The sequence below is a fragment of the Citrobacter sp. KH_055_1 genome, from assembly GCF_057838705.1.
The window spans coordinates 1129047-1146254 of sequence record NZ_CM174473.1 but is presented as its reverse complement, the minus strand read 5'-3'; the positions used below and the strand labels follow the sequence as shown (position 1 = coordinate 1146254).

Here is a 17208-nt window from a genome sequence, read left to right as displayed (position 1 = left end):
CTGTTCTGCGATTTTGGTCGAGCTAGCGTCGGGAGATAAACAGAGCCTTACATCCGGGGCAAAGCATGGTCTGGTTGAGCCGGATTTTTGACAACGGTTGTACTGATTTTAAGCCACAAACAGGACAGGCAGCAGTGGCAGTAGACGCACTGCTGAAGAATTTCATTGCGTAATTGATAACAGACATAACCATTAACCTTTCAATGAATGAGCTTCACCGTACCACATGTGGTTAAGTTTTAATCTATCTATTTTGACATACTGAAAATCAGGAAAGATAAATGCTCGCAGCCACAGGCCCCCTGAGACCGTTTATCCGGCAAAACTCTATGCGGCTTCCAGGGATGCGTAATTCTGATTAGCGAGAGTTAACGGCTGAAATGTGAAGCAGAACGTCTTTTCGTCCATCAGATGGGATGATGAGGCCTTTACCACTAAGAATATCAAAGCTTTTGACAATTCCTGTCATTTTATGGGACAAGTCAATTCCTTATTAAAACACGTAAAGACTATACATTGAAAATGGCATTCAGCCACTTTTATTTTCCCTACAGGACCTCTGGACGGCTAAAAGATAATTTGCTTATATCGATTCCCTGTGACTTAATGAATCCCATCAGTTCGATGTACTAATGAAAGTTAGAAATTTTCCGGGCAGTTCTCATTACCAGGCGCTATCGTTGATATCCCCTCTTTTGAGTCCATACGTTTAATCTTATACGTTTACTATCAATACAATCATGTATAACGGAGTCAGTATGACCTCGAGAATTATGGGCCTGGTTAAATGGTTTAACGAAGACAAAGGTTTTGGCTTCATCTCTCCTCTTGATGGCAGCAAAGATATCTTTGTCCATTTGTCTGCACTTAATGGCGACAACTTTAAAACTTTATTTGAAGGTCAGAAAGTTGAATTCGCCATTCACCGCGGAGACAAGGGTCCTGCTGCTGCAAACGTAACACTTTGCGATAAATAAATCATTATGGGTCTGCAATAACGATGAAGGATTATTCCTGAGTAGACAGATCCATAACTTAAATCAGATGAAAGTCGTTTATTTTTAATATCTGATCAGCATATTTTTCAAAATTATGAGTATGCTAAGCGATGTGATGAAGTGCAGTACTACTGCATAAAAAGTCTAAAAGCACAAGCTAACCACATGTTAAATAAGAAGTGCGTAATGGCTTTGACCTTAATGGCATCTGCCAGTTAATATCCACGAGAGAACAGGGTAATAGAATATGATTAAAGTCCTTGTTTTCTTTAATGCTGAATCCTGTAAAGTCATGACCGTTCTGGAAGGTATATCCTCTATCAGGCAGGAATATCCAAACGGTGAAGAAACACATCTTCGGATTATGTCTGCAGGTTTTCCTTCCTTAACTGGCGATCATGGCATTGTTTACGTGGCTACTGACAGGGAGTTAACGTCACAGGAGATATTTGATGCGGCCAGGAAATATTTATAGCATTTTTGTTATGCTCTCTGATTCACGTTTAATTGCATGCTTACCCTATTTATCAGAATCGAACAAAAAATGAGTTAAAAGCATTTATGGCCTGCTAACAGCAGGCTTTTTTTTACATTACACTTTTTTAGAAACGCCTCTATAAAGAGAGAGTAATTCGCTACCCTCTGACAAAATGCAGGTGTCTCCCCCCTGCGTGCCATCTTGCCATTTGTGAAAAACCTTGCTAAGTGGCGGCGCTGCCTCTCCTCATTTTAAATCTCATCAGGTGTGACTGAAGCAATAAGTTATGAGGGTATAAAAAGGCTCTCCGGATGACTCCTGGCATCATAGTTTTAAGTACCTTCAAAAATGCATGGACATTTCGTAGGAGTTGTAATTTAGTTCTTGCACATTCTTCTTAATTTTGTCTTGCGATAAGAGATTTATATAAGTAGTCTAAACCTCGTTAATAACAATATGTACCAATCGGATTAAAATGCTCAGTAAGAAAAATCGGGTTGATGAGCAACCGTCGACATTGGTATTTGCTGAACAACGAAAAAACTTTAAAAGGTCTCTTTATGTCAGATGCTCTTACACAGTTAAACAATATCCGTACCTTACGTTCTCAGACTCGTGAAATGTCATTAGATGTACTGGAAGATGTTCTGGAAAAGTTTAAAATTATTCTTATAGAACGACGAGAAGAAGAGACATTACGTCTTGCAAATGAAAGTCAGCGCCGCGATAAACTGGAAACACTTCGTCAGATGATGCTTGATGAGGGTATCGACCCCTCCGAACTTTTAGCTGCTATTGGCTCTCCGGGTAAGGCTAAAAGGACGCGCTCCCCCCGCCCCGCGAAGTATCGATATACTGACGAAACTGGAGAGTCAAAAACATGGTCAGGTCAGGGGCGAATGCCGAAGCGGATCTCAAATCTGATTGCTGAAGGTGGGGAATTAAAAGATTTCGAAATCAGCTAAAAAAGAGCCGGGCATACCCGGCTCTTTTTACGGATAGCCCACAACCATCCTTAGAGGATCGTCGAGAAGCATCTGGTTCGTAACCGGCTTCAACAAGGTGTTTCATGAAGAGATTATGTTGCGCTATAAACTGGGTAAAGAAGGTATTAATGGTGACATTACGCAGTTGTAATGCAGCCAACACCACAGTATTTCCTCTCATAGCATAATGCGGACGGGGTTAGTAGGCTGGAGGTCTTTAGTGAACGGCAAGCGGACGCCATCGTAGATTAAACAGGCGTCCGATATCTTGAAGTGGACAGATTACCTAACCCGCTTTCCCGTTTCGTCAATGACCTTCTCGCCATCCTCTTTGGTAAACGCTCCTTTCTGACCTTCCGGAAGAATATCCAGCACTATTTCCGAAGGGCGGCAAAGACGAGTACCGAGCGGCGTAACGACTACCGGCCGATTAATCAGGATTGGATCTTGAAGCATGAAATCAATCAACTGCTCATCACTAAATTTCTCTTCATCAAGACCCAGGCGTTCATAAGGTTCAGCGTTTTTACGCAGCAAGGCGCGCACTGTAATCCCCATATCTGAAATAAGTTTAATAAGCTCATCACGGGTCGGGGGAGTATCGAGATAATAAATTATTGTCGGTTCGTTGCCGCTGTTGCGGATCATCTCCAGCGTGTTACGTGAGGTGCCACAGGCCGGGTTGTGATAGATGGTAATATTGCTCATATCAATATCTCGCTACAAGGTGACAGAGAGCCGCCACGCCAGCACGGCCAGAGTGACGAAAAGCACGGGCAGGGTCATGATTATGCCGGTGCGGAAGTAATATCCCCAGGTGATGGTCATGTTTTTCTGTGCCAGCACATGTAGCCACAGCAGGGTTGCCAGACTGCCAATCGGAGTGATTTTCGGGCCTAAATCGCAGCCAATCACGTTGGCATAAATCATTGCCTCTTTGACGACGCCTGTCGCCGTACTTCCGTCAATCGACAGCGCACCAATCAGCACCGTCGGCATGTTATTCATTACCGACGACAGGAACGCGGTCAGGAAGCCGGTGCCGAACGTTGCTGCCCATAACCCCTTTTCTGCCAGCAGGTTTAGCACGTCAGACAGAGACTCCGTGAGCCCTGCATTGCGCAGGCCATAGACCACCAGGTACATGCCCAGTGAAAAAATAACTATCTGCCATGGTGCATCGCGCAGGACTTTTCCTGTGTTGATGGCGTGACCTCTTTTCGCCACTATGAACAGTACTGCTGCGCCAGTAGCGGCTATCGCACTTATCGGGATCCCAAGAGGTTCCAGAACAAAGAAACCGACAAGCAGCAAAAACAGGACAATCCAGCCCGCCCTGAACGTTGCCGGATCCTTTATCACACTGGCAGGCGTCTTCAGCAGCGAAACGTCATACGTCACCGGAATATCCCTGCGGAAGAAGAGATGCAGCATGACCAGCGTGGCCGTAATCGCGGCCACATCTACGGGGATCATCACGGAGGCATACTGCGTAAAGCCCAGACCGAAAAAGTCCGCCGAGACGATATTCACCAGGTTAGAAACAATGAGCGGCAGGCTGGCCGTATCTGCAATAAATCCTGCGGCCATGACAAAGGCCAGTGTCGTGCCCTGACTGAATCCCAGTGCGAGCAGCATCGCAATTACGATCGGCGTCAGGATCAGTGCGGCTCCGTCATTGGCAAACAGTGTAGCAACAGCAGCCCCAAGCAAGACTATCCAGCTAAACAAAAGGCGGCCACGTCCGTTACCCCAGCGGGAGACGTGCAGTGCGGCCCATTCAAAGAAGCCGGACTCATCGAGCAGCAGGCTGATGATGATGACCGCAATAAATGCCGCTGTCGCGTTCCAGACGATATTCCAGACAACGGGAATATCAGCGATATGGATGACTCCAGTTACCAGCGCCAGCACAGCCCCGATACTCGCACTCCAGCCAATACTCAGGCCTCCGGGTTGCCAGATCACCAGTATCAACGTCAGTAAAAATATACTCCCCGCCAAAAGCATCTCAGACTCCGTTATATATGATTATGTGAATTTGATTTCTTTTCTCAGCAGGAGGTGCAGGCTGATTTATCCAGCCATTTACACAAATCCTCCCGCATACACTGCCAGGACGTCGTGATTGTCTCAGCTGCCCATGCCGGTATGTGGGGTGACAGACGATAGTGGATCCATTTGCCTTCACGACGGTCCAGAACCAGCCCGGCCTCACGAAGGATAGCCATATGTCGCGAGACTTTGGGCTGTGATTCGGAAATGGCTGCGCAGATATCACAAACGCACAGTTCTCCTGACTCCCGGAGAATCATGACGATGGCGAGCCGAGTTTCATCCGACAGGATTTTGAAAAGCTGAACAGGTTGTAGCATTTTTCACTCCGTTCCCTTTAGAATATATATATGATAAATCATATGTGTTAAATTTGAAATCATCTACTCTCTCCGGAGGAGAAAAATGGAACAATTTCCTGCCCTTAATATTGAATTCTTTGATCAACACATCGCTGAACGCATGAACCAGCAAGCGCCACCACGGATTCTTATCCTGTATGGCTCAGTAAGAGAGCGCTCCTACAGCCGCTTTGCCGCGGAGGAAGCCGGTCGTCTTCTGACTGCAATGGGCGCGGAGGTGGAATTCTTTAACCCCTCTGGTTTACCCCTGCCTGATGATGCGCCAGACACGCACCCTAAGGTCACCGAACTACGCGGCCTGGTCAGATGGTGTGACGGGATGGTGTGGAGTTCCCCTGAGCGGCATGGGACGATGAGCGCGGTGATGAAGGCGCAAATAGACTGGATACCCTTAAGTGAAGGCGCGGTTCGTCCTTCGCAGGGCAAGACACTTGCAGTGATGCAGGTCTGCGGTGGTTCGCAGTCCTTTAATGCGGTGAACCAAATGCGCATTCTGGGCCGATGGATGCGGATGTTCACTATCCCCAACCAGTCCTCCATTGCTAAGGCATGGCAAGAGTTCGACGAAAACGGCCGAATGAAACCTTCGTCATGGTATGACCGTATCGTCGATGTAGCCGAGGAGCTGTTTAAAATCACGGTGCTGCTTAAGGGACAAACTGGTTATCTTGCAGATCGTTACAGCGAGAGAAAAGAGAGCTATCAGGAGCTTTCATCCCGTGTCAATCAGGACAAAATTTAACGTATATTTTTCGTGAATCCATACTGCATGAGATTAATAACATCCACTATGGCACAAAGGAGATATCCCATCCTGTGTCAGAATATGAAAAACTACCTTGAGGTGAACTAGTAACTCTGGTTATGACGTGGCGCTTGCGCGTCATGATGCAAAACTAATTTTGATGTTTAATGAAATCCTGGTTGCACCCAAGCTAAGCGCTTCATGCTAAATTTTAGGCGAAGGAATAACAGAAGTCCTGTCCATTGCGTGTTATAACCGAGGTTGAAAACCGGCACACTGGCGGTTGAGAGGCATCGCATGAAATTACAAATCACAAGAGCAATTGGCCTCAGTAAGCTCTCTCCACGTTGGGTTAAGGTTATCTGCTTACGGTTAATTAAAAATGATATTGAATGCTCTCTCAACGCTCTTCTGGTCAAAATTGATGAATCTGAACTCTCTACGGAGCAACTTAAAGCGTTTAAGGAATGCGTTGAAAGAATTAACCTGGCACGGGGTAAGGGGATGCAGGCGTGAGCATTTTTAATTAAGCATTTTTCGATGCTGCATTGGTGATGATGGCTTTTATCCAAAAAATTTCGCAGGCGAATAGTAGTCTAAGCGTTTGATAAAAGGTAAGCCCAAACCGTATATGCGCGGCGCGTTTGCTGCGCAAGAAATGGTTACCAGGTCAAATCTGTTTTTCAGTGTGACGACTCAACTAGATATCACCACGCACAGTCCCTATCTCGTCTTCTTTCTCATCAAAGGGAGAAAAAACTTTTAGGCACCCAAATAGGCACCTAAGAAAAGTTGAACTAAAAGTTATTCAAATTAATTCAATGAATTACACAACCAATTCAGACTCCGCCAGCTCCACCAAATAAAACAAGGGGTTACGTGAAAACGTAGCCCTTTTTTTTTGTCCATGTCCACTTTACGTCCACCAAGTTAAAGGATTTAATGCAGATGACCACAAAATATCAAACAGAACTGGCGCTGAAGGCTTTACTCATTGAATTGAACCACTCAGGTCAAGACTTATATAAGCTCATTGACGATGCTATTTTGCGTATGCAACAGGAAAAAATCTTTGTGAAAGAGGATTCACACAAGGAACGAGGTGGAGCAGAAGATGCACTCTTTACTCACGTAGAGGCAATCGCGGGGAAGCGATCTGATTTAACGCCAGGAAACATTGAGAATTTCTAGCGAATGACTAAAACCCATCTGCTTCTAAGTAAATGCTTTTTTGTTATCTGAAATTTAAACACCATAAAATCAAACACATACAATCAACTTATCATGCCTATGGCGATAAAATGGCGACAGATGATTACTTGCAGCCTACAGCTATGACGGTCTCTGATGTAAGACAAGATAAAATCTTAATGCTCGTAATTAGTTACGAGTTAGTCCAAAGGTACAACGAAGTTAAGACTGGCAGACGCCCAAGCAAGTTCGCATAGGTAAGTATGTAGCATGGCTGGAACTGAACTACGTTATTCCCGCATAAAAGAAAAGAGAGTAGGTGAATCACATACATAAATCAGATAAACTAACTATAAGTTCATATGAAGGATTTAAGCGAATGATAAACCTAGACAACTATGTCATTTCTCAATTAAGTGATGAAAATAACTATGTAAGAATAAAAAGCCCTGAAAGGATTGATGATGAAATATTATCCATGATATTAGGTGAAATCAAGAGTAAAGAAAATAAAATCAATGAAACAACTTCCTTTATATCTTTAGATAATTCATTTGATGGACTTGGCTTATGCCTCTCAATATATAACTCTCCTTTAAGCAATGATTATGAAAAATTAAAAAAACTAGCAAACGAAATTAATAAAAAATTCAAAAAAGTAAACGTGAGCTATTCATTAAAACCTTCGTTTGGATTTGTATTTGTGCTAACAGCATCATTTATTGCATACAATGACTTTAGTAGTGATTATGAAATGTTGTTATACGCTGACGATGAACCAGGCGACAACCATGAGACAAACACAACGATACAAAAAGAAAAGGAAGAAAAAGAAAGAATAGAAAAGATGATAAGATTTGTACTGACAGATATGAAACTTGCGGTACTTGAGGCATCTTTGTATATAGACGAAAGAGTTCATGAGTTGTGATGAGGCCTCGCTATGACTAATCATGAATCAATAAAGTTGGCACTGGGATTCACCCTTACTGTGGTTACCGGAATAGTTTTTTATATATGCAAACCAACAATATCATCGATAACCGGCGCGGAAAATTATTATTTAATATTGGCATATGCTGCCGTCATTCCACCATTCGTGCTAAATAAAAGTTATGATGCAGTTATTAAAAAATTACAAGATACTGCTCAAAAAAAACTAGCTCTTGGCATAGATGAAAATGATGAAGCACTTAGCGATGAAAGTGTCGAATTCAAAGAAATGATAAAAAGTCATAAAAACGGCACTACAGAAAAAATAAGAAAAATAAAAGAAATACAGGAGAGCAGGAAAACCTTATAGCAAAACCACGATAATTCAAGTAGAAAGATTTATTCTAAATCTTTCTACTTCTCCGAAGTAATCATGTTTATATCGCATTCAATAGCTGAACTAGGTCTTATTTCATTTTTGCCCATTGATAGAGTACTACATCATTTAGATGTGCGAAGTTTTTCAGTAATGCCCAAATTGTAAATTAACCGTTAAGCCTTGCCATTCCTGCCTTGTCATGCTTTCCACGCCCCCCCCCCCAGACTCACATCAACCGATACTTACGATGACATAAAATTTAAAAAATTCTTTTTAAACATGAAGATATTTTTGCATTAAGCACTTCTATCGTTCCTTAAAACTGAAAAACACTGAAATTCTTTTCAATCTTTTCAGTTTGAGTTTTCCAACAAGTCGCCAGCAATGGCGCTACCTGGCGGTCTGGTTTGTAGAAAAATAAAACTGAAAAATTTTATCGATCCAGAAACCGCAGGCGGGTGCGGTGTAGTGCCGTTTTTGTCTGTGAAGTATTTCTTTTGTCAGCATGTAGAGCCGTCAGTGCTTCGCTCCTATTGAGGTGTCTCGTGTGGTATCTGAGCATTGCAATGCGTACAGCGTGCGTTCTGTGCCGCCTGTTAACAGGCACAAAAAAACCCGCATTATGCGGGTTAGCGGAATACTCAATTTATATCAACCGATATGAAGCTATGGTTATCGGCAGGCTTTCTGACCAACATAGTATGCAATTGAACGGTCAATTATAGGTGCCATATTTGGATCTGGTGCTGAACCATTCATTTGCTCGATAGTGTTACCGCTTCCAAGATACTTGACCGTCGAGGCCGTACAGTCGTACAAGCGCTTAGAATATGACACTCCAGATGGTCCCTCTCTCTTGGTTGTTATCGTAGCCATATCACCGGTACGCGTCTTCTCTAAGACCGTATAGCTAGCCTTCGTATCCGTTGGCACAGTAAAAACTTCAGCGGCTAACACATTGAATGAAATTGCTGCGCCTACAGCTAACATAATGAAATTTTTCATATCCCTTTTCCTATCCTTTGAGTCAGCAATAATCCTATCGCAACAATCCTAACAAGGAACTGAGCAAACGACAAAGCCCGCATTATGCGCGGGCTGATGGGATGATCATGCGATTATTTTCTGGTACTTACTCCGGGTCTGTCCTGCCTTCTCTGCCGTCAGGGTAAATGCTCCGGCATTAGTTGGCGTACCCACACTGGGGTGTGAATGGCTCGCACATTGCTGCGCCAGCTCTGCCAGTAAATCAATGGTGTCCAGCATCATGGTCAACGTGTTGACGCTCTCACTGCCAATATGGACGGTTGGCCCCATAATCTGCTGACCGCCCGCCGCCACCGATTTACGCAATGCGGCAATCTTTTCAGTCAGGGTTCCCCCCACATCAACATCCATGGCTCCGGCCACTTTCGTGGATTGTTTGCCGGTAATATCGGCTTCGTCATTCCCTTCAATGCTGGCCAGCCTGTTGCCCTTCATTGCCTGGCTAAAATCGCCGGCACTGACCTGCTGAATGGCTCCGGCCATCAGGGTGGCGGTACCCAGTACCGTGGTCTTATCGGTAGCCTTAATCGTGGTTTCACGGCTGACCAGATCACGCTGTTCCGTATCGGCTTTAACCGTCCGCGCCATCGATGTTTCGCTGATGGTCTGATCGGTCTGCCTCACCCAGTCACCAGCCTGGGTAACACGTTGCGACACCTCCGCTCGCTGCTGTTGCAGCTGCTCGCCGGGTTTAACATCCGGCAGACTGGTACCATCCGGCAGCGTCTGCCTGATAAAAGGTTTATCCGGTCGCCCTCCGGTAAAAGCAACTTCAACCAGCGTCCCTTCAGGCGGAAACTGGAACATGCCGGAGTCATTACCGGCCATAGGTACCGGCAGCGGCACCGCAGAATAAACCGGCGTCTGGTTATCCGGGTTGCCGTCTGCATCAAGCAGCTGCACATCAACGGCATAACGCGGCCGGAACGGATCGGCGAAATTACCGCTTTTCACAGTCTCACTGGCTGCCACCACTCTGGCCAGCTTTGGCAGGTGCAGCCCGGAAGCCAGTTCCGGGTAATGGCTTTCAATCTGTCGCTGTGCCGGTGTTTTCTGTAATGGCTGACCTGTTGCGCGGTTTCTGGGTGTCCAGGTGACAGCCATGGTGTCATTGGTAAGATGAACTTTGGTCACGCGTTCCCCGTTCAGCTCCACACCCGGCCGCAGACTCTGGATCACCGGCAGCGTAATGGAATTACCGCCAGCAGCCCCCTGGCTGAACGCTGCCGGGATATCGACCGGACGACCGGCAAACATCGCTTTTTCCGCACCGCCCACATACAGGGAACCATCCGGCAACTGGTACCAGATGTAGTCCGGGATACTGAACGCCCTGCCCATATTATTCAGCAGCTGATAGCCCGTGCCGTTATGGGTAAAATGGGGGATAGGTTTATCGCTGTAAGGGGCATCCGGCACACTGACAGCAATTCCGCTGTTTTCCTCCAGCCAGCTGGCTACCTTGCGCAAAGTGGGGTGCTGAAATGAACATGGCCACATCCTTTCAAATACGCCAACTAGCTCGCGCACAAACAGACGCTGAAAGCCGTTTTCGGCGGGTTGTGCGCGTTCTACATAACCAGTAAACCAGCGCAAAAGCAGATCGGAATACCCCACATCCAGCCGCACCAGTTTCCCGGTGTAATCTGTGGCTGTCTGTGCAGTGATAAATCCCCGGCCGCAGCTGTTCAGCTCCAGCACCAGGCTGGTATCAGCCAGGTGAATTTCATCCGTTGAAAGGTACAGGCGTTTAACTGGTTTCATCATTAACCCAAAGCATCATTGACGGGTTTCAGCACCCGTTTTTCAAACCACGTCAGTTTTTCTTCATCTTCCCCGGCACTCTGGCCGCCGGATTGTCCCGCATTACCAGCCGTCTGTTTTTTGGCAGATGTTTTGCCTGTTGCCCTGGCTTCCCGCTTTTCCTGCACGCTGATATGTTCTGCCAGGGTGAATGTGACCAGCCAGGCCATTTTCCCGTCCTGCTGAGGGGCATCAAGTGTCCCGCTGAATGTCGCCTCGCGAAAATTCACCGCTCTGGCCACTTCATGCGCCACACGGTATTTCTGGCGGTTGCCTCCGGCATCCGTGGCGCTGGCCAGCTCAAAAATACGCTTCAGGATCTCCGGGCTTTTAAACGGAATTTCACCACTGATACGCAGTTCTTTCCCTTTTGCCCCCTGTTCTGATTTGGTTGTCGCACTTGTCTGGCCTGACTGGTCTTTATCCTGAAACTGCTGCGATACGGTCACGCGCATGTTTTTCAGCTGGATAGCCTCGCCGTTAAGCGCCAGCGTTGGGATCGAAGTCATGAATCATTCCCTTTATTCCATCCAGATTGTCACCGACCAGCATCACCGCCGCGGTATAGACGGCAGACGGCTGCGGGATATCCTTTACCAGTTCCAGCAGCGTGGTGGCCGTATCGCCGGTGCGGGTATCCGACGAAACGGAACCGTCTAACCCGCGGTTGTCGGTGAAAAGTACCGTAGGGATGCCAGCTAGCCACTGGCCACCTACCTACCACCGCGCCTGATGTGGATAAAAACAGACCAACGCAATAACAAGTGCATCCCAGATCTGGTGGTCCTCCGTTTTTACGTTTGTCCAGTCACCGCTAGTTTTTCAAGGCCACAAATTGTAATTGCATGATGTATAATGCTTGCAATAATTATCTTATAAAGGAAAATCTCCACATGGAATACATATTGATTGACACTATAAAATCTATTCTTCCTTTTGCGCTAATAATATTATTTGCCATAACTCCCATTGGGCGAAAAATAACATCTTCATTCATAAATACCTTTCTAGACAAGGGAATAAAAGAACCAGAAAAAATTACGATTAATGACGATGTAACTGCACCACCAAAAAACAGCGAGATTATTGAATTAATTAGAGAGGAAATAGTTAAGATCAGCGAAGATCAAAACGAGAATATAAAAATAGCAAAAGAAAAAATAAATCACGAAGTAAACAACCAAATATCATCTTATCTTGATGATAAAAATGAAAACATTAATTGTATTGTATCAGAGAGAATCGAAAGAGAAGTATCTGCCATTGCAGATAAATACCTAGAAAACTCAGAAACATTTGCTAAAATCAATGACCAATATAGGCTAAATCAAAAGAGACGTAATAATGAAAATTTAATGCGGCATCTTGACTCTGAATACTACTCATCTCAACGTACTAAACAACTGATGAGTAACTTATTTATCATGATAAATTTCATTTATTTCACTGGGCTTCTATTCTTTTTTATGAAAACAATGATTCTGACCTCTACGGAAATTACTGATAGTCAGATCCCAACGAAATTAGCAATATCAATTTCATTGGCCTATCTTGGATTTGGAGCATTTATTATTTACATGATAAAATTTTGCAATGCAAGAACATTAACAATTCTTAGTCTTAAAGAAGACATGTCAAAGAAAGATGATGTAATTGATATAGTAAAAGACATGATTTCCAAAGATATATCTGAGAATCATGTGGCAATTTTAAAACTAACAAATTCAAATTATTCTATGAGGGAACAAGCTACAAAACACCCATATGAATTGTTGCTTAATGGTATAAAGGATTCAAATATTGTACTAAAAAATGGTAAATTTGAACTATCAAAAAACAGTTCAAAGAATAATTAACCTCCTGAGTGCAGTCGGGATTGTATGGAGAAATATATGCTGCGCCTCGATTGTGTTCCCATCTCAACTTATTGCAAAGAGACTGGCGAAACCCCGGATGCCATCAACAAACGTGTGCAACGTGGAGTATGGCGTGAAGGGGTTCAGGTGCTAAAGGTCGACGGCGTTAAGGAAAGATGGATTGATCTTAGTGAGGTTGCAAAATGGGCACGACAGAATCGCCTAAGCTCCCGCGCGGCGTAACCATCAGGAAACACCGCAACGGCGAAACCATCAATATTACTTTCACTTATAAAGGGGTTAAATGCCGTGAGCCCCTTTCTAATCTGGACGTAACCCCTAAAAACATCAAATACGCCGAGCGTACACTCGGCGAAATCCACAACAAGATCGAAAGGGGAACATTTGTTTATGCGGAATACTTTCCCCGTTCTACCCGGTTAAAAATTTTCGGCAACGCTGCCGCAGGCAAAACGGTGAAGATGTACCTGGACGAGTATCTGGTGATATGCGAAACGAGGAAACTATCCCCTTCAACAATTGGTGGATATAAGAAATGCCGAAGCGCGCTGTCATCACTTCATATTTTTCCTGCAAGTGAGTTAACTCCAGCCACATTGAAGACATGGATCCAGAGCCAGAAAACAACATTGAAGACTATTCGAAACCAACTTTCCTTCCTACGCTCAGCTTTAGATGAAGCGGTGACGGATGGTGTGCTTCAGATTAACCCTGTATCACTGGTAACAGCCTCACGATACCAAAGTGATAAATCTGAGGCAGAAAGTAGTTATGTGGTTGATCCGCTATCACCAGCAGAAGTTGACGCTTTGCTCTCTGCTGCTGGCAATAAGCAGTGGGAGAATCTTTTCCGGTTCGCGATACAAACTGGGCTGCGTAGTTCCGAATTGTGTGCTCTTCGCTGGCGTGATATCGACTTTGTAGGGAAGACTGCGCACGTTCAAAATGCCAGTGTAGTTGGCGTCATCAAAGGAACAAAAACAAAAGCCGGTACGAGGAAAGTAGAACTGACTGAAGAGGCATTGGTAGCTCTAGCCAGCCAGAAACTGTTCACTTTCATGAAAGATGAAACTATCTTCGAAGATCCAAAAAGTATTAAACCGTGGGCTAGTGCTGATGCGATAAGAAAAAAAGCATGGGTGCCAACTCTACGAAAAGCAGGCATCCGCTACCGAAATCCATATCAGACAAGGCATACATTCGCCACCAGCCATATCAGCCGTGGCGCCAACCTATTCTGGCTAGCAGCCCAAATGGGTCATAAAGGCTCTGAAATGCTATTCCGACACTATGGTCGCTACCTTAAAGAATATGATGGTAAAAGTTCTATCATGCAGTTGAATAATAACAGTAAATAACTAATAATCTCTGTCTGGGATATGGCAGAGATTAAAACATGGAAAACACTTCTGATATTATTTTATCTACTCTTACTGCATTAGGCACTATGGGTTCTGCTATCGCTGCATCTTATGCAGTCAAACAAACAATTAAACAAAGAAAAATCGCAATAACGCCTCAGTTAGTAATTAATAACATCCCGGTAAGAAGCAAGGAGATTTACGATAATTCATATCATTCATCCCCTGTTTCCATAGAATATTTTATGCAACACAAGCCTGAAATAATCAATGTTGGCTCAGGTGTTGCATTAAACACTACAATAACCGTAGAGTTCGATTTTCTTTCTAAAATGCTTTATTTTGCAGAAAATGAATTCAAACTTAATGGCAAGTATAATTTTCTATTTGAGGATTTAAGCGCTCCTCAAGAGTACAAGAAAAAATTCTTGCTAAACGGAATGGGTACAAGTCAGTTAAAGGAAGCAGAAACTACCTTCAGCCTTGGGTACATCCCACCACAAAACAACAATGATAATAAAGTAAGTATAAATTTATCAATGTTCTACATCGAAACACTAGTGAATGAATTGTTATTTTTAAACAAACTAAACAATAAAAAAATTGATGTTATTGACGGACCGTTATTTAAATTATCATATAATGACATAGATGGTAATGAGTATAAAATACATTATAAAAGCAAATTAAATATCTATGATACGAGAAAATCAACAAATAAAATAGCATTTGCAGGTATGTTAGAGTTTGAAGCAGACAAACATAGATGGACTCAAAGAAGATTACAAAGGATACGCAAAAGCTACGCAGATTTTATAAATGAACACGATTACAATAAAAACAAGTAGTTAAATTATTTCGGACGCTGGTTCAACTCCCGCCAGCCACCAAAATTCTCCATCGGTGATTACCAGAGTCATCCGATGAAGTCCTAAGAGCCCGCACGGCGCAAGCCCTGCGGGCTTTTTTGTGCCTGTTAATAAAAGAGTCTCCAACGAAAGTTACCATGTCGCCCTGTACTAAAAAACATATAATTCAATAAGTTAAGAAAGAATTGCCACTGTGACATATAGAAATGCAATGCCAGAAACACCAGCGAACACCATATCATTACGTCGCAAGGTATGGGCGGTAGCGTTTAAAATCCCCTGCCGATGATTGCAAAAGTATGCCTGGCTACTGGCGTGCGCTGGAGTAAAGCAGAAAACAGCTGAGCAACCCGTTAGGTCGGAACACCTATACCCATACTAAGGGAAAGAAACACAGCGCCGATATCTCAGATATCGGTATTCTACCCCCGATTATTCGCACCGTGAGAAAGCTTTTGAAGGTACAGAGAAAGGCTGGAATAAGACTAAAGAAGGTGCAACGGCTGTCGAGAAAAAAGTCAGCGAATTACCCTGCCGATATTCAATAATAAAAAACCGCTACGCGGTTTTTTATTATGATACGTTCTCACAGCAAATACAGAAACGCGTTGAAGGGAACCGGCTTGCTAAACAGATATCCCTGTCCCAGTTCGACGCCCATCTGCCGGAGTATCTCCTTTTGTTCTTCGGTTTCTATCCCTTCCGCCACCAACGGGATCCGCGCTACTTCGGAGAGGTGGACAATATTGCTGATAATGGAATCACTCACCCCACCTTTCCCCAGCGAATCAATGAACATTTTATCAACTTTCAAAAATCGCGGTGAGATGCGTTGTAGTGCCGCATAGTTTGCATACCCCGTCCCAAAGTCATCAAGTGCCAGCTCCGCTCTCGCCTCCTTCAGGCGTTTCAGCACACTTTCACGAATCAGATTCTGTTGCCGCTCGGTAATTTCTAACATTACGCCAATATCAAGCAAGTACATACGTTGAACAAAAGCAATGCAAGCGTCGGTAAATTGCGCATCTTCCAGTGAAAGCGGAGGAACGTTAATACCGATATGAAATGGCAGGTCACTTTGCTCTCTGAGACGTCGCATGTCGGCTTCTACTCGCGCCAACAGTTTGAGTGTCAATGGATTGATCAGGCCACTTTGTTCAGCCGCATGGATAAACTCGTTAGGAGGAATGATCCCCTGTATCGGATGATTCCAGCGAACAAGGACCTCGGCCCCAACAATTTTCCCGGCAACAAGATCGACAACAGGCTGATAAAAAGGAATAAACTCATCATTATTAATCGCTCGGCGCAGGATTTTTATAGGTGAAATCTTCTGCAACCTGCGTAAGTGAAAATAAAATAACAGAGACAACAGCATAAATAAAATGAGCAGATAGTGATTATTCCGCACATAATCTGTAATCCCTTCGCGTGAATTCGCCACGATCCAGAAAGGATAATTTTGCGAAGCCATCTGCAAAACAGGGTGACTTTCCGGTTGTAATATAAAGTGCACATCGATTTTTTCTTTACGCGCAAACTCCATCAGGATTTTATCAATAGCCGCTTTATATATTGCGACAGCCACTACCTGGCCCTGATACGGAAAATAGATCACGTACATATCCGTCATATGCCGATGAACCCGTTCTATCATTAACGAGTGCGTGGTTGCGCCCCGAGACATAATCCCCAATGGTTCTCGCCCGTCAAGAGAAGAGCAGCTCACTTCACCCTTCCTGATGATATTGACTGAGCGAATCTTCTCACCAGACGCCGTCAAACGGCTGAGCGTTCGTACCAGGTCGTCGGTGCAATTCTCTTTGACATGCGCACTGGCCAATATGGCCAGCGTTCTTACATCGTCAAAAATCGTGTCGATTTCTTCTACCAGGCTATTTATCGCGTGCTCTCTGCCAAGTTGCCTCTCTTTATTCCATTGCTGCCATGACGTCAGCACACCGGCCAGAAGAAAAAACAACACCAGCAAAATGGGTGTGATTTTCTTGGTTACAGACATTGTTAACTCGTGTTGTTGAATGTTGAGTAAAGCGCCGATACGGGCGCTTTTCTTGATGTTATTTTAAGGGGAAATAGCCAGACTACCTTTCAGCAGTCCGGCGG

21 protein-coding genes and 2 pseudogenes are annotated in these 17208 nt (G+C 44.3%); 14 read left to right on the top strand and 9 right to left on the bottom strand.

Annotation, left to right across the window (positions count from 1 at the left end; genetic code table 11):
• Positions 1-22 precede the first annotated feature (22 nt).
• Positions 23-166, bottom strand: coding sequence for a YnfU family zinc-binding protein (locus AC3ITF_RS05440; protein WP_228961026.1), 144 nt, complete (start codon positions 164-166; stop codon positions 23-25).
• A gap of 102 nt (positions 167-268) precedes the next feature.
• Positions 269-481: pseudogene (cspF, locus tag AC3ITF_RS05435) on the bottom strand (cold shock-like protein CspF).
• 277 nt (positions 482-758) lie between these two features.
• Between cspF and AC3ITF_RS05430 the strand changes: the two are divergent.
• From AC3ITF_RS05430 to AC3ITF_RS05420, 3 genes are all read left to right on the top strand, one after another.
• Complete coding sequence (locus tag AC3ITF_RS05430) at positions 759-977, top strand: cold shock domain-containing protein (RefSeq protein WP_012543040.1); 219 nt, start codon at positions 759-761, stop codon at positions 975-977.
• A 268-nt stretch (positions 978-1245) separates the two neighbouring features.
• Positions 1246-1473, top strand: a complete 228-nt coding sequence (locus AC3ITF_RS05425; protein ID WP_016239708.1) for a hypothetical protein — start codon at positions 1246-1248, stop codon at positions 1471-1473.
• Positions 1474-2036: 563 nt separating this feature from the next.
• Positions 2037-2441 (top strand): H-NS family histone-like protein, encoded by a 405-nt coding sequence (locus AC3ITF_RS05420; protein WP_024274587.1) that lies wholly within the window; start codon positions 2037-2039, stop codon positions 2439-2441.
• 303 nt (positions 2442-2744) lie between these two features.
• Here AC3ITF_RS05420 and arsC read toward each other — a convergent pair whose 3' ends face one another.
• Genes arsC through AC3ITF_RS05405 form a run of 3 tightly spaced genes read right to left on the bottom strand, consistent with a single transcriptional unit; the run spans position 2745 to position 4837 of the window.
• Positions 2745-3170 carry a glutaredoxin-dependent arsenate reductase gene (arsC, locus tag AC3ITF_RS05415; RefSeq protein WP_024274588.1) on the bottom strand — a complete coding sequence of 142 codons (426 nt, stop codon included), beginning with the start codon at positions 3168-3170 and terminating at the stop codon, positions 2745-2747.
• Between the two features lie 12 nt (positions 3171-3182).
• Positions 3183-4472, bottom strand: coding sequence for an arsenic transporter (locus tag AC3ITF_RS05410; RefSeq protein WP_024274589.1), 1290 nt, complete (start codon positions 4470-4472; stop codon positions 3183-3185).
• A gap of 44 nt (positions 4473-4516) precedes the next feature.
• Entirely contained in the window at positions 4517-4837 is a 321-nt protein-coding gene (locus AC3ITF_RS05405) for a metalloregulator ArsR/SmtB family transcription factor (RefSeq protein ID WP_032938043.1), read from the bottom strand.
• A gap of 85 nt (positions 4838-4922) precedes the next feature.
• Between AC3ITF_RS05405 and arsH the strand changes: the two genes are divergently transcribed.
• The 5 genes from arsH (at position 4923) to AC3ITF_RS05380 (ending at position 8118) form a co-directional block, all read left to right on the top strand.
• Complete coding sequence (gene arsH / locus AC3ITF_RS05400) at positions 4923-5621, top strand: arsenical resistance protein ArsH (RefSeq protein WP_146717351.1); 699 nt, start codon at positions 4923-4925, stop codon at positions 5619-5621.
• 300 nt (positions 5622-5921) lie between these two features.
• Positions 5922-6140, top strand: a complete 219-nt coding sequence (locus tag AC3ITF_RS05395; RefSeq protein WP_146717352.1) for a hypothetical protein — start codon at positions 5922-5924, stop codon at positions 6138-6140.
• Positions 6141-6572: 432 nt separating this feature from the next.
• Positions 6573-6815 (top strand): hypothetical protein, encoded by a 243-nt coding sequence (locus AC3ITF_RS05390; protein ID WP_489176210.1) that lies wholly within the window; start codon positions 6573-6575, stop codon positions 6813-6815.
• A gap of 379 nt (positions 6816-7194) precedes the next feature.
• Complete coding sequence (locus AC3ITF_RS05385; protein ID WP_489176209.1) at positions 7195-7746, top strand: hypothetical protein; 552 nt, start codon at positions 7195-7197, stop codon at positions 7744-7746.
• A gap of 12 nt (positions 7747-7758) precedes the next feature.
• Complete coding sequence (locus AC3ITF_RS05380) at positions 7759-8118, top strand: hypothetical protein (RefSeq protein WP_489176208.1); 360 nt, start codon at positions 7759-7761, stop codon at positions 8116-8118.
• A gap of 681 nt (positions 8119-8799) precedes the next feature.
• On the opposite strand, the gene AC3ITF_RS05375 is transcribed toward AC3ITF_RS05380, so the two are convergent.
• From AC3ITF_RS05375 to AC3ITF_RS05365, 3 genes are all read right to left on the bottom strand, one after another.
• Complete coding sequence (locus AC3ITF_RS05375) at positions 8800-9132, bottom strand: hypothetical protein (protein WP_489176207.1); 333 nt, start codon at positions 9130-9132, stop codon at positions 8800-8802.
• Between the two features lie 105 nt (positions 9133-9237).
• Positions 9238-10941 carry a hypothetical protein gene (locus AC3ITF_RS05370; protein WP_489176206.1) on the bottom strand — a complete coding sequence of 568 codons (1704 nt, stop codon included), beginning with the start codon at positions 10939-10941 and terminating at the stop codon, positions 9238-9240.
• Positions 10941-11486 carry a baseplate complex protein gene (locus tag AC3ITF_RS05365; protein ID WP_001738740.1) on the bottom strand — a complete coding sequence of 182 codons (546 nt, stop codon included), beginning with the start codon at positions 11484-11486 and terminating at the stop codon, positions 10941-10943. The genes AC3ITF_RS05370 and AC3ITF_RS05365 overlap by 1 nt, the downstream gene beginning before the upstream one ends.
• Between AC3ITF_RS05365 and AC3ITF_RS05360 the strand changes: the two genes are divergently transcribed.
• The 6 genes and pseudogenes from AC3ITF_RS05360 to AC3ITF_RS05335 form a co-directional block, all read left to right on the top strand.
• Positions 11485-11637 (top strand): hypothetical protein, encoded by a 153-nt coding sequence (locus tag AC3ITF_RS05360; protein WP_489176205.1) that lies wholly within the window; start codon positions 11485-11487, stop codon positions 11635-11637. The genes AC3ITF_RS05365 and AC3ITF_RS05360 overlap by 2 nt on opposite strands.
• A gap of 233 nt (positions 11638-11870) precedes the next feature.
• The gene (locus AC3ITF_RS05355) at positions 11871-12833 is read left to right on the top strand and encodes a hypothetical protein (RefSeq protein ID WP_489176204.1); all 963 of its coding nucleotides are present in this window, start codon (positions 11871-11873) and stop codon (positions 12831-12833) included.
• Positions 12834-12869: 36 nt separating this feature from the next.
• Positions 12870-13076 carry an excisionase gene (locus tag AC3ITF_RS05350; RefSeq protein ID WP_489176203.1) on the top strand — a complete coding sequence of 69 codons (207 nt, stop codon included), beginning with the start codon at positions 12870-12872 and terminating at the stop codon, positions 13074-13076.
• Positions 13037-14212 (top strand): Arm DNA-binding domain-containing protein, encoded by a 1176-nt coding sequence (locus AC3ITF_RS05345; protein ID WP_489176202.1) that lies wholly within the window; start codon positions 13037-13039, stop codon positions 14210-14212. Before AC3ITF_RS05350 ends, AC3ITF_RS05345 begins: the two co-directional genes overlap by 40 nt.
• Positions 14213-14250: 38 nt before the next feature.
• A complete protein-coding gene (locus tag AC3ITF_RS05340) occupies positions 14251-15063 on the top strand; it encodes a hypothetical protein (RefSeq protein ID WP_489176201.1) in 813 nt (270 codons plus the stop codon).
• A gap of 300 nt (positions 15064-15363) precedes the next feature.
• Positions 15364-15479, top strand: a pseudogene (locus tag AC3ITF_RS05335) (site-specific integrase); the annotation flags it as partial.
• A gap of 191 nt (positions 15480-15670) precedes the next feature.
• On the opposite strand, the gene AC3ITF_RS05330 reads toward AC3ITF_RS05335, so the two are convergent.
• On the bottom strand, positions 15671-17104 hold the full coding sequence (locus AC3ITF_RS05330) for an EAL domain-containing protein (RefSeq protein ID WP_135911569.1): 1434 nt from the start codon (positions 17102-17104) through the stop codon (positions 15671-15673).
• Positions 17105-17208 lie beyond the last annotated feature (104 nt).